This is a genomic window from Hymenobacter actinosclerus, assembly GCF_900111515.1.
Lineage (GTDB): Bacteria > Bacteroidota > Bacteroidia > Cytophagales > Hymenobacteraceae > Hymenobacter > Hymenobacter actinosclerus.
On sequence record NZ_FOHS01000004.1, the window covers coordinates 62,374 to 75,146 of the forward strand.

A 12,773-nucleotide genomic window follows, 5' to 3' on the forward strand; every position below is an offset into this window, starting at 1 on the left:
CTCCCTCAACTCTTTACCGTTCCGCCATGCAGTTTCACCGCACTTTACTTTATACTCTGGTAGCCGCGCCGCTGGCGCTGGTTTCCTGTAACAACGATAAGGCGGACGATGCGCTGGCCTCCAGTACGCTGGAAGTGCGCCTGACGGATGCGCCCGGCGACTTCCGGGCAGTGGTGCTCGATGTGCAAAAAATCGAGATTCATCTGAAAGAAGAAGGCAACCCCGACGGCTGGCGGCTGCTGCCTTTCAAAGCCCAGCCCATTAATGTGCTGGAGTACGTGAACGGCCGCTCGGCGCTGCTGGTCAGCTCCGATTTTGACCCCGGCACGCTCAAGGAAATTCGCCTGGTGCTGGGCCCCGACAGCTACGTGACCGGCCGCGACGGCCAGCGCTACGACCTGAAAACACCCAGCGGCCAGTCGTCCGGTATTAAGCTCAAGCTGGACAAGAAGAATCTGTACCAGCAGCGCGACAACTACCAGTTGCTGCTCGACTTCGACGTCGCCAAGTCCATCGTGGAGCGCGGCAACTGGAAGCCCGGCAACGACAAGAAGGAGCGTTACCTGCTCAAGCCCGTTATCCGGGTGGTGGCCCAGGACATCCGGGGCGGGCTGCGCGGCACGGTAACTCCGGCCGCGGCGCTGCCCCAGGTGCTGGCCATCCGCTCGTCCATCACGCCCGCCGACACGTTCAGCACCACCGCCGATGTAGCCGGCGCGTTCCAGCTGGGGGCGCTGCCCTCGGGCACCTACCGGGTGGAGTTCTTCCCCACGGCTACCGCCCTGGCTGGCCAGACCGGCTACAAGCAGGTTATCCGCACGGGCATCACCGTAACCAACGACCAGCTAACGGACATCGGCAGCACCCCGCTGCAGTAAGCCTGTTGGGGCTACTACAGTGGCCTTAAATAAGCATGCAGGGGGAGTGCTTATTTCAAGCGTTGCCGCCTCGCAGCTGTAGAGCGGGCGCTTACTGGTTCAGTATAGCAGTTGGTATCCCTGTGCGTGCAGCGTTAGTTGGCGGGCGACCCTGGCGCGGGTGCCCCGAGGGCCTGCAGGCGCTGCCGGGCGTTGCCGTTCTGCGGATTCAGCTCCAAGGAGCGCCGGTAGTGCGTAATGGCAGCGGCCTGGTCGTGGTTGAGCTCATCGGCTTCGCCCAGGCTGTCGAAAAGGTTGGCGCTGCCGGGATACAGCTCCGTGCCCAGGCGGAAGATGGCGCGCGCTGCCGGCAGGTCGTGCGCCTCGCGCAGCAGCTGGTAGCCCCAGGAGTTGAGGGCCCCTTCCGATAGGGTAAACGCGGCATCCTGCTGCTGTATCCTGCGGTAGACCGGCAGCGCGTGCGTAAAGCCTTCCTGCGCCAGCGCCGCCGCAAAGCCCGCCTGCGTGGGCACCGGGCCGGTTTGCGCGGGCAGGTGGTCGAGCCGGGCCATGTGGGCGGGTACGCCGTTCTGGGCCGGCGTGCGGTCGAGGAACTGGCGGCCGGCGGCGCTGGCTTTGAGGGTGGCATTCAGAAACTCCAGAGTGTAGCGGCAGGTCCAGCGGTAGGCCGCCTCCACTTCGGCGCGCGAATACTCGGTGAAGTGCGCCGGTGGGGCCAGGCGCAGGGCTTGGGTGGAGAAATCCACGTGTTCCATCGGGTTCATGACTACATGGTACCGGTCGGCATACTTCGCCTCATTCAGCAGAATAGATGAGGTCGCCATGCCCCTGACACTAAGCTCGCGCACCGACTCGGGGCGGCGCTGGATGTAGAGCCACGGCAGCGTGAGCCGCGTGCGGACTGCCGACCTGGTATCGTCCTGGTGCTGAGTGCCATCGAAGCTGACCAGCGCGTCAATGCGTGCATCCTGGGAGGCGGCCAGGGCATTGGCCAGCCCGCCCCAGCTCCAGCCGGCGGCGGCTATGTGGGCCATGTCGGCCTGCGGGAGCGTATGCGCGTAGGCCAGCAGAAACTCTATGTCGCGGGCCTGAGTGTCAAGCCCTTCCTGGTCGAAGTTCATCAGGCCCGTGCGCGTGCCCAGGCTGCGGCTGGCCAGCACTACGTAGCCGTGGCTGGCGAGGTACTCGCACAGGTCGACGGCTTCGTGCGCCACGCCCCCGCCGCCCGCGGCGTAAATGACCACGGGAAATTTGCCTGCCGCCGCCGGGGCATCCGCCGCGGCCCACATGCGCTGGTCGAGCATGGCCTGCGCCTGCCTAGCCCCCAGATTGGCGACGGCGCTCTGCCGCTGTCCGGCCACGAAAGCGGCTACCTGCGCCTCCGTCCGCGCAAATACTTCGTCGGTGGCTTCCGTGCGCAGGTAATCGGCGTACCGCAGGGGAGTACCCGCCTTCGCGGCCGGATACCACACCAGGGTTTGCACGGGCCGGGCGCGCTCACCCAGGTACGGCTGGCCCGTAACCAGGTCGGTTTGGCCCTTGTAGGAGCGCGCATAGTCATATTGCTGCACCACCCGCAGGCCCACCCGATACGGGCCGGGTTGGAGGTCGGCAAAGCCGGAAGCCTGCGCCACGCCGCTCAGTGGGCACAGGAGCAGCAAGAGAGCAAGTTGGCAAAGCCAGGAACGTAGCATGGGCGCAGTGAAAAGAGAAGGAGGCAGTTGTGCGGAAAATATTCGCACAAAGCTATGCGCCCTGCTGTCTGAAACAAAGGACTGTAAACGCTAATGGACTGCGTCTGTGCGGGCAGGAGGCAGAGCACCCAGCCGGGTAACTATTGCGCTGCTCTCGCGTTCTGGAGCAGCGCGGGAACCGCTTGGGCCGCTTGGATTTCTGGAAGTAGATCTACTGCCAACCGATCCTATACGGTTGCCGCTAGCCAGCTGAGCCGGAGAAGCTGGCGGCCCTCATCCGGCTTCTCCACACAAAATGAACAAGCCTATCTTCTACCTGATACCGGGCCTGGGAGCCGACGAGCGGGTGTTTCAGCGGCTTCAGCCGTTGCTGCATGGCCCCAGCCGGGTATTGCTCTGGCTGCCACCCGAGGCGGACGACGAGCCGCTGGCCCACTACGCGGCCCGGATGGCAGCGGCTATTCCGGCCGAGGCGACGGGCTGGCTGGTGGGCGTGTCGTTTGGCGGGGTGGTGGCGCTGGAGATGCAGCGGCTGCGGCCGGGGTTGCGCGTGGTGCTCATCAGCAGTTTGCCCGATGCGCAGAGTCTGCCGCCGCTGCTGCGGCTGGTGCGGGCCTCGGGGCTGTACCGGCTGGTGCCGCCGCAGTGGCTGAAGCTGTTTCCCCGTGCCGGGCAGCTGTATTTTGGGGTGCGCAACGGGGCCGAGTACCGGCTGTTCAAGCGCATCTTGCTCGATATGGAGCCGTGCTACACCCGCTGGGCTATCAGCCGTCTGCTGCACTGGGACAGCACCGGCGTGGCGCCCGCCGTGCAGCTGCTCGGCACCCGCGACCGGGTATTTCCGCCCGGCCACCGTACCATCGACTACCGCATCCGCGGCGGCGGCCACTTCATGGTGCTCAGCCACGCCGCGGAAATTGCTGGGATTCTGAACGAACTGGAATTGGGTGCGGACATGAAAAAGTAGCGGTCATTCTGAGCGAAGGCGCAGCCGCAGTCGAAGAATCTCGCGGGCAATGCTATCTCCTGACGACAAAATTACTTTGGCACGCGAGATTCTTCGACTACGGCTGCGCCTTCGCTCAGAATGACCGTTCTTTAGCTCCTCACCCCATCGCCCTATCACCCCATCACCACCCCATGCTCGCTACTTACCCCTACCACGGCCGCACGCTTAGCTTCGACCCGCAGGCGCCGCTGGATATTTCGCTGCCGCTGGTGCCGAACGGGCCGCAGGTGAACTGCTTCTGGGCCGAGCCGGCGGCGGCGGAAACCATTCGGGTGGGCGACTTTGTGGGTAGCGTGGCCGAGGGTGGCAGCACCAACTACCAGCGCGTGCACCTCACGCCCCACGGCAACGGCACCCATACCGAGTGCTACGGCCACATTTCGGCCGCGCCGGAAGCTACGCTCAACCGCTGCCTGCGCCGATTTCTGTTCGTGGCCCGGCTGGTGTCGGTGCAGCCCCGGCCCCAGCCGGGCGGCGACGAGGTAGTGCTGCTCGAAGACGTGCGCCGCGAGCTGGAAGGCGGCCCCGACGCGGCCGTGCGCCCCGAGGCGCTGGTGCTGCGCACGCTGCCCAACCACCGCGCCAAGCGCACCCGCCAGTACTCCGGCACCAACCCCACCTACCTGGAGCCCGCGCTGGCCGAGTATCTGGCCCGGCAGCACATCGAGCATCTGCTGCTGGATTTGCCCAGCGTCGACCGCGAAGAGGATGGGGGCGAGCTACTGGCCCACCACGCCTTCTGGCAGTACCCACACGCCACCCGCCAGCAAGCCACCATCACCGAACTCATCTTCGTGCCCGATGCCGTCGAGGACGGCCTCTACCTGCTCAACCTCCAGATAACCAGCCTTGAGCTGGACGCCAGCCCCAGCAAGCCGGTGCTGTATGCGGTGAGATGGTGAGGTGGTGAAATGGTGAGTTTTATGTTCGGGGGGCCTATGTTGCGCGCCAGTCCTGGCGGGGCGGCATATCGGTAGTAAGGTGCGCCCGCCCATGCGCGCCAGCCCCAGCGGGGCGACATGTTGGTAGTAACAATGGATTTGCGAACGGCAAAGCCCCGGCGGGGCGACACCATCAACTCAACGATTGGTGCCGCCCCGTCGGGGCTTTGTTTTTTTAGCGGCTGTTTTGTTACCGATATGCCGCCCCGCCAGGACTGGCGCGCAACATAGGGCCCTCGAACATAAAACTCACCATCTCACCACCTCACCATCTCACCATCTCACCTAATTAAGCCACACCGTGAGCAATAGCTCGAAGCGGTGGGGGGCGAAGGCGTTGTAGTAGGGTGCTTCGCCCTCGAAGCCGAGCACGTGGACCAGGGCAATGCCCTCGGTGCGCGAGTCGACCGTGCGGATGGGGTACAGGGCGCCGGCTTCGGGCCAGTCGCCGACGTGGTTGTAGGGGCGCTGCCCGGCGTCGATGCAGCGGGCGTAGTCGATGAACGGGGCGTGGCGGGTGGCCTCGGCCAGGGTCAGGTTGTCAACTTCGTATTTGGCCATGTCTTTTTTAAGCTACAAGCGGTCAGCGGCAAGCTCCAAGCGAGTGGTTAAGCAACCGGCTGTTTGCCTGGCATCGGCCTTACACCTTGTTGCTCGCGGCTTGCCGCTCAAAATTAAAGGCTGAATTTCAGGCTCAGCTTCACCCCAAAGTTACGGGCCTCGGGCCGGTCGCGGTAGGTGAGGCGGTGCAGGAAGTCAACCCGCACGATTTTAAAAATGTTCTCGATGCCGTAGCCCACCTCGGCGTAGGGCAGGCGGCCCAGCGACTGAAAGGCCGGCAGCGGCTCGCCGGTAACCGGGTCGGTGGTAGGAATAATGCGGCGGTTGGCCTCGCTGACGCTGCCCCAGAGCAGGTTGGTGGTGCCCACCAGCCGCCAGTTGAGCTGCTTGATAAGCGGCAGCGAGTTGGTGAGAAAACCGCCGAACTGGTGCTCCAGTTGCAGGCCGGCGTACCGGTCGCTCACGAACTCGAAGTAGCGCATCAGGTTGTAGGCGCCCGCGTTGTAGAAGACCGATTGGTTGCCCAAATGGCTTTTGAGCACCGGGTAGGGCACGGTGCTCGGGATGTAGCCGGCATCAACGCGGTACGTGGTGCGGCCCAGCTGGCCCAGGCGCAGGCTGTGGTCGATGAGCAGATTGAACTTCTGGTAGCGGAAATCGGAGCCCAGCAGATGGTTGAGGCCCAGCGTGTAGCGCGCCGTGAACACCGGCCAGCGCTTGAGACCCACGGCCGTGCGGCGGTTCTGGTTGTTGGCCACCAGCACCTCGTCGCGGGCGTAGCGCGACTCCACAATCACTTCCGAAAGCGTAAAATCGGTGCCGGTGGGGTTGCCGGGGCGGGGCTCCTGGGTGTAGTAGGCGAAGGGGTAGAGCGGCTGAAACTGCTGGCGGCGCAGCATCACGCGCTGGGTAAAGCCCCGGAACAAATCCGACTGCACCGAAACGCTGGTCAGGTCGCGCAGCAGCGGGCGGCTGTTGCTGATGTTGCCCAGCCGGGCCGCCGCCTCGAACAGCGGGTTTTCGAGGGCGTAGTCGTTGTCGAGCAAGGCTACCTGGTCGATGTCGTGGCGGTGCTCGAAGTTGGCCACCGTCCAGTGCCGCCGCTCCAGCACGCGCTGCACCCGCAGGCCGTACTTGAAGCGGCCATCCTGGGTGCCATAGGCTACGTAGGGCCGCAGCTGCCAGTCGCGGCTCCATTCGGTAGAGGTGCGGAAGCCCGCCCGCAGCCGCAGGCCCTCGATGTTGTTGTAGCCCAGCGTAGCCAGAATAGGACCCAAATCGATTTTACCCAGCGGATAGTAGCCGTTCACCACAATATCGGCCAGCTCCAGCACCGAGCGCACGGCCGGCAGCTGGCGCACCGTGTCGAGCACCGTCAGCGTCAGCTGCTCCTGGCGGCTAAGCGAATCGGGCCTGTTTTGGGCGAAGTAGCCGGGCGGCACGTCATAGGCGTCGGCGGCTATTTCCAGGGGCTTGTCGTAGAAAGCCAGCGGCCGGGGCTGGTTTACCCGGAAGTTGGAGTAGAGCGTGCTGATGCGGGCCAGCACGCCGGTGCTGCCCTTGCTGGGCCGGATGCCGATAACGAAGCGCGTAACCGTGGGCAGCCAGGGCCCGGCCGTGGTGGGCGTCAGCTCCTGGCGCACGGCAATCTGCTCGATGAAATTCAGGTTGGCCTGGGTGCTGACTTCCACATCGAGCTGGCGCAGGGCGTAGGTGTCGGTGGTTATCCAGATGGTGCCTTTGAACGCCAAGTCCTGGGGCCGGCGGGGCGTCACCTTCAGCTTATAGCAGTAGTCATCACCGACCATGAGCGAGTCCTGCAGCTCGTATTCGTAGGAGAATTTCCAGCCCTCGGCGATGGGCGAGATGAAATCCTTGCCCACAATGCGAATCCAGTTGCGGTAGAAATCCCAGTCCTGAAACGAGGAGCCCATAATCTGTGATACCACCGAGCCCTCGCGGGGGGCCGCGCCGTGCATCTGGGTTTTGGCCACCTCCTCGCGCTGGCGCAGCGGGTTGTTGTTCTGGTAGAAGTGCGACAGCACTTCGGAGGCGAAAATGGGCACTACGGGCCGGCCGTTGGCGTCGCGCTCCAGGCCCAGCGTGTCGGCCACGGCCGTAATCTGGCGCAGCAGCTTGCGGCGGCTCAGCTGGTCGGGCAGGTTGTTGATGAGCAGCTCGTTGCGGGCGTAGCTGTCGTAGTCGTAGGAGGCCAGCTCGGTTTTCTGGTTGCGGCGGCGGTTGGCATCCACGCGGCGCAGAATACGGTAGGCCGGGTTTTCGTGGGGCCGCACCGTCACCTCGCCCAGCGACACGCCCCCGCTGCCGAGCACGAAGTTGAGCGTCTGGCGGGCGGCGTCGCTGGTTACGGCTTTTTTCACCGGCGCAAACCCGATGGCCGAGGCCGTCAGCGTATCGGCCGGACCGGTGAGGGTGAACTGGTAGTAGCCCTTGTCGTCGGCGGTGGCGCCCTGGCTGGTGCCGCGCACAAACACCGAGGCAAAGGGCACGGGCTGGCCGCTGGTTTCGGTGATGCGCCCGTTGAAGCTGATGCGCTGGGCCCAGGCAGCCGGCCCCATCAGAAGCAGGAGCAGCAGCAGAACGGGCGAAACAACAGGGCGCATAAACAGATAGGCAACGAAACGGCCGGCCCCGGATAAGGCTAGCCGCAGTAAGATAGGACCCTCGGCGGGGAAAACCCAACCCGGCCCGGCAAGGTTCGGTGCGCCCGGCTTATTTGGGGCATTCCTCCCGCGTCAGGGTTTCGTTGATGCTGATGGCGGCCCCGCTGCCCTCGGCGGCGGCCAGCAGCGCCTGCTGCGTACCGGGCGTGTTGTCGCCGGCCGCGTACAGGCCCGGCACCGAGGTCTGGTGCTGCTTGTTGACCTTAATAGCTCCCTTGGCGCTAAGCCGGCAGCCCATTTCCTGGGCCAGCGAGCTGCGCTGGTGCTGGTGGGCATGAATGAACAGGGCCCGGCGCGCCAGCTTCTCGCCCGACTCGAACACCAGGTGGCGCAACTCGCCGCCGGCTGTGCCTTCGAGGCTGGCCAGGGCTTCTTCGCGCACTTCGATGCCCTGGCGGCGCAGGCGGCGGCGGGCGTTCTGGGTCAGGTTGGCCGGGTCCTCCACGCACACCACCACATCGGGGCTCCAGCGGCTCACCAGCAGGGCCAGGCCAGTTACGAGCTTGGCCCGGCCGTACACGGCCAGCGGCTGGTCGCGGTGTTCCCAGCCGTGGCAGTAGGGGCAGTGCAGCACCCCGCTGCCCCACAGCTCGCGCATGCCCGGCAGCGGCGGCAGCTCGTCTTCGACGCCGGTGGCCAGCAGCACCTTACGGGCCGTGCGCGTACTGCGCCGGCCGGTCGGCCCTTCCAGCGTCAGCTCGAAGTGCTTGCCGCATCGCACCAGGCCCACCACTTTCGCTTCTTTAATTTCGACTGACTGGTAGGCTTCCAACTCCGCCCGGCCCAGGTTGAGTAGCTTGGCGGGTGCCGTACCGTCGCGGGTGAAGAAGGCCTGCACAGCCGGCGAAGGGGCGTTGCGAGGCGGCCCGCCATCGAGCACCAGCACCCGGCGCAGGCAGCGGCCCAGCACCAGCGCGGCACTCAGGCCGGCGCTGCCGGCGCCCACAATGGCTACATCAATATCGGTGGGCACCCGGCCGGGTACGGAGCGGCGAACAGCAGGCATAAGTCAGTCGAAGGAAAGGGAGCAACAGAAGATTTACAGAGCGGCCGGTGCGGCCGGAAAAGCTATACCGCCAAAGCAGCCGGCTGGTTGTACGGCGCGGGCCCGTGGTACCCTCAAAGCAAAGCGTCCCCCCGCCGGGTGGCAGGAGGACGCTTTGCTTACGCAGCACTCAGCGGCTGACTATTGCTTGATAACGCGCCGGCTGAACGACTGCCCGTTGCCCTGCACCCGCACCAGGTAGGTGCCATTGGGCAGGCTGGTCAGCTGCAGTTCCTGCACGGTACCGCCGTTCTGGCTGAAAGTGCGCAGCGTGCGGCCCGTCATATCCACCAGCGTTACCAGGTAGGTGCCGGCCGGGGCGCCGCTCAAATCGAGCTTGGCATCCTGGATGGCAGTGGCGGGGTTGGGGTACACGTCCATCTGGGCGCGGGCCGTCAGTGGGAAGCGCACGGTCTGCACTTCGCTCAGGCTGGCCGTGCCGTCAGTATCCACCTGGCGCAGGCGGTAGTACACCAGGCCGGCAGGGGCCAGGGCAGCTGCCCGCGCATCGGTGAAGGCGTAGGTGGTAGCCGTCTGGATCGAGCCCTGGCCTTTCACCTCGCCCACGGCCTCAAAGCGGCTACCGTCGAAGCTGCGCTCCACCACAAAGTGGTCGTTGTTGAGCTCCTGCGCCGTTTTCCAGTTGAGCTCAGCGTTCAGGCCGGAAGGCTTAGCGCCGAAGGCAACCAGCGTTACGGGCAGGGGCGAGTTCTGATTGATCTTAATATTGGCCGAGAACTCCGAGGTATTCTGGCCTACGGTCGCGGTGGCGGTTATACGTGCGGTGTTGGCCGTAATTGCCGTTCGCAGAGTGGGGGAAAGGCTGCTGATCGGGATGTTGAAGTAGAAGCGCGAGGCCCCGGTTTCACTGCCCTGATCAAAGCCGTTGAAGACGCCGCTGTAGCTGCCAGTTTTCGTATCTGCATCGGCTACTCCATTTACGGTGCTTCCCTCTACCCGGGTGAACAGGTAGGTTTGGCCTTGGCCAAAACCATCAGCGGTTTTATCCGACAGGAAGAACTCGATGGTGCTGCCTGCTGGGGCATAGCCGCTAATTCTTAGGTTGTTATTGGTGGTGCCAGTTGTGGTAGTAGAAGCCTGCGTAATTACCGGGAAATTGAGTAGGCCGTTGGCTCCGCTGCCTGCAGTTTTACCATTGGCGTTCTTGGTGACATCATCACCGGTTGCGCTACTGGTGGCTGACAGGTCGATACCCAGGTTGCCATTGCCGGAAATGCTGTTCTGGGTGAAGCGGTTGCCCGAGGTGCCAGTCAAGGCTACAATACCATCACCAGCGCTACCCGAAATGGTGTTGCTGCTGATGACGTTGTCATTACCTGACGTAATGCTAATGCCAGCATCGTCGGTAGTGATAGTGGTTACTAAGCCGTTAGTCGCTAGTATATTCCCCGAAATGAGGTTGCGGTTGCTACCCGCCATCAGCTCAATACCAAAACCGCTGTTGTTGCTGATGTTATTGTTTTGAATCGTATTGTCCGAAGCGTTCGACAGTAATACTCCGGCTCCATCGTAAGCGATGGTGGAGTTGGTCGCATTGGCAGCCACAGAGCGGCCAGTACGGAAGGAGTTATCGGAAAGCGTTACGTTGGTAGCTCCGTTAACCAGCAGTACCGATGCAACCGTGTTGTTGGAGCTGGTTACATCCGTAACAAGAGAGCCAGCAGTGTTAGCACCCGTGAAAACAATAGCTACACCATCTGCTATTGCAGCACCTGTAGTGTTCAACGCTCTGCTACCGTTTGTACCGCCTCCAAGATTGCCAGCACCCGTAATATTCAGCGAGGCAATGCGCGTATTACCGCCCGTAACAGAAATGCCACCACGGTTTGAAGTATTAAAGTCAAGAGTGATTTCCCCAGCTAAATTGGCTGCAGTCGGAGTTGTGCCTTCACCCGTTAAAATAGTCTGTAGCTTCCCATCAATAGCGGTATTGCTGTCCGTGATAGTGGGCAGTGCGGCCAAACTAAACGTGAAGGCTTTGGTGGTAGTGCTATAGCCAGCAGAAGCAGACCCTACGCGCAAGCCTGGCAAGGCTGTACCTTGGCCATTGTTGAGCATAAAGATGGCATACTCCGTACCCGGAGCGGGGTCAATGGCAGTTGTGCCAGTGGCTGGAGTCCCGTTGAAAGGATCCTGATCCAGGCCGGCATTCGTCAGTGCGTTGCTGTTGGAGATGAACTGCCGCAACGAGCCTTGGCCGGAGTTGTTCGTGTTTACTACGGTGCTGAAGTTGAAGCCAAAATCGGCTGTTACTGCAGTGGTACCTACGGCCACCGTTACTGGGGCCTGGCTTTGAGCTATTGTCGTGGCTGTATTCAAGCCAGCTAGGGTGGTACCTGCTCCTCCGTTACCGGCATCCGTTTTGGTTGGATCTTCGCCGCCAACGTAATTGGTTTCGTTGTTATACGTCTGCACTGGTAACAGTCCCGCAATGGCACCGGGGCGGCGGCTGGTTACGGTGCTATTTACTACGCGCACGGTGTAGTCTCCCAAGCCCGGAGTAAAGGTGTACTGGCCACTTGCATTAGTGGTAGTGAATGATACAAAAGCACCATTCGAGTCATATAACTCAACACGGGCATTTGGTCGTACAACAGCTCCAGCGGCTGTACGTGGCCGACCTGCTCCACCACCGTAATTTACATCTTCATATACAGTGCCGGTTATAGGCGAAATGGAGGCAAGAGATGATACGCTGATAATCCAACCATCAGCAGTATGTCGGCTATTATCTGTTGTATGCACAGCTCCTCCACTAGCATTCGGTCGCAGATAGATACGGAAGACCAAGCTCGTTACACCGCCCCCGTTAGGTGTCTTCACCAAAACTGAGCCGCTAGCTGCACCTTCACCTGTAGTACCATCGGGTGCAGGCGCGCTATTAAGAATTTGTGTGGGCGTGACATTCAGTTCTACAGAACCGGCAAGCTTGGAGAGCGTGACAGCAGTAGCACCTAAATCAGCTGATACTAAGTCCAGTTCACTCGTAAAGCCAATGCCACCACCAAAGCTACCACCTAAGCCCGTCACGTGGATGATAGGGTTAGCTACGGAGCGGTTAAATGTAATCGTTAAGTCGGCGTAACGGTATCGGGCATTAGCAGGTACAGATGCTGGTAATGGTTCTGTAGATACGAATATCTCAGTTCCGCGATTAAAAGTCACATCGATACCACCTGTTCCGCCAACAGCCGACGTGTAGTCAGCATTGCTAGACCCACCTATCAAACTAAGTGGTGGAAATAGCGCCAAGCTTCCTGCTAACTGTCCAGTAGCGTTCAGGTTTGCGCCAAATGCCACGCCCGTACGCGTTACAATCTTAGTAGCGGGTTGCGTGAATTCCTGATTGCTCAAAGACAACGTAGCAGTTGTCAAAGGAACGGAGGCTCCTACAGTATTGCCTGTTGGGTTATTAGTGTTTGTTTGAAACGTGATAACCTGGTTGGATACTGTTGGACCATTGCCTGTAGGGTTGTTTGCACCAGCCGCAAACTCCAGCGTCGGTACTGTCTGCGCCCATGAAGCATTCTGACCTGACAACACTCCTGCCGCAAGCAGGAGTAGTAAGCGTAAGTGTGTTTTCATGAAATAAAAAAGAGTGGATGTGCCGGAAGTGAAGTAGGGGTGGTGGTTTATGTGCAGTTCTAAGCAGAACAAATGTACCTCGCGGGCGAAGTGCACAACCTTTCTATTCGGTCAACGTAGCGCATGGCTCGATGAACCGGCTGAATGGCAGGTGGAAAAAATCAGGTATTGGAAAAGTTCAGATCCTGTCGCTCAACGTGGGTGGCCGTTGCCGTAGCGCCGAAGCCTACGGAATAGCTACTGCTGCCGGATTGCAGGCAAAGCAAGAAAAATAAATAGCGCTACTGTGGAGTTAGGTTAGTGATATGTATTGCTGTTAATTTTATATTTATAAAATACCGATGGGTAATACAGC

The 12,773-nt window shown here is 61.6% G+C and carries 8 protein-coding genes; 3 read left to right on the forward strand and 5 right to left on the reverse strand.

Going from position 1 to position 12,773, the window contains the following annotated elements; all coding sequences use genetic code 11:
• Positions 1 to 26 precede the first annotated feature (26 nt).
• Positions 27 to 878, forward strand: a complete 852-nt coding sequence (locus tag BMY67_RS15025) for a DUF4382 domain-containing protein (RefSeq protein ID WP_092773080.1) — start codon at positions 27 to 29, stop codon at positions 876 to 878.
• 134 nt (positions 879 to 1,012) lie between these two features.
• Here BMY67_RS15025 and BMY67_RS15030 read toward each other — a convergent pair whose 3' ends face one another.
• On the reverse strand, positions 1,013 to 2,539 hold the full coding sequence (locus tag BMY67_RS15030; RefSeq protein ID WP_177189852.1) for a dienelactone hydrolase family protein: 1,527 nt from the start codon (positions 2,537 to 2,539) through the stop codon (positions 1,013 to 1,015).
• Between the two features lie 328 nt (positions 2,540 to 2,867).
• On the opposite strand from BMY67_RS15030, the gene BMY67_RS15035 reads away from it, so the two are divergent.
• Positions 2,868 to 3,539 (forward strand): alpha/beta hydrolase, encoded by a 672-nt coding sequence (locus tag BMY67_RS15035; protein ID WP_092773084.1) that lies wholly within the window; start codon positions 2,868 to 2,870, stop codon positions 3,537 to 3,539.
• Between the two features lie 173 nt (positions 3,540 to 3,712).
• Entirely contained in the window at positions 3,713 to 4,483 is a 771-nt protein-coding gene (locus tag BMY67_RS15040) for a cyclase family protein (protein WP_092773086.1), read from the forward strand.
• A gap of 324 nt (positions 4,484 to 4,807) precedes the next feature.
• Here BMY67_RS15040 and BMY67_RS15045 read toward each other — a convergent pair whose 3' ends face one another.
• From BMY67_RS15045 to BMY67_RS15060, 4 genes are all read right to left on the reverse strand, one after another.
• Positions 4,808 to 5,083: a hypothetical protein gene (locus BMY67_RS15045; protein ID WP_092773088.1), complete on the reverse strand. Its 276-nt coding sequence runs from the start codon at positions 5,081 to 5,083 to the stop codon at positions 4,808 to 4,810.
• 113 nt (positions 5,084 to 5,196) lie between these two features.
• On the reverse strand, positions 5,197 to 7,707 hold the full coding sequence (locus tag BMY67_RS15050; RefSeq protein ID WP_092773090.1) for a DUF5686 and carboxypeptidase-like regulatory domain-containing protein: 2,511 nt from the start codon (positions 7,705 to 7,707) through the stop codon (positions 5,197 to 5,199).
• A gap of 109 nt (positions 7,708 to 7,816) precedes the next feature.
• Complete coding sequence (locus tag BMY67_RS15055; RefSeq protein WP_092773092.1) at positions 7,817 to 8,773, reverse strand: NAD(P)/FAD-dependent oxidoreductase; 957 nt, start codon at positions 8,771 to 8,773, stop codon at positions 7,817 to 7,819.
• Positions 8,774 to 8,953: 180 nt separating this feature from the next.
• The gene (locus BMY67_RS15060) at positions 8,954 to 12,418 is read right to left on the reverse strand and encodes a right-handed parallel beta-helix repeat-containing protein (protein ID WP_092773094.1); all 3,465 of its coding nucleotides are present in this window, start codon (positions 12,416 to 12,418) and stop codon (positions 8,954 to 8,956) included.
• Positions 12,419 to 12,773 lie beyond the last annotated feature (355 nt).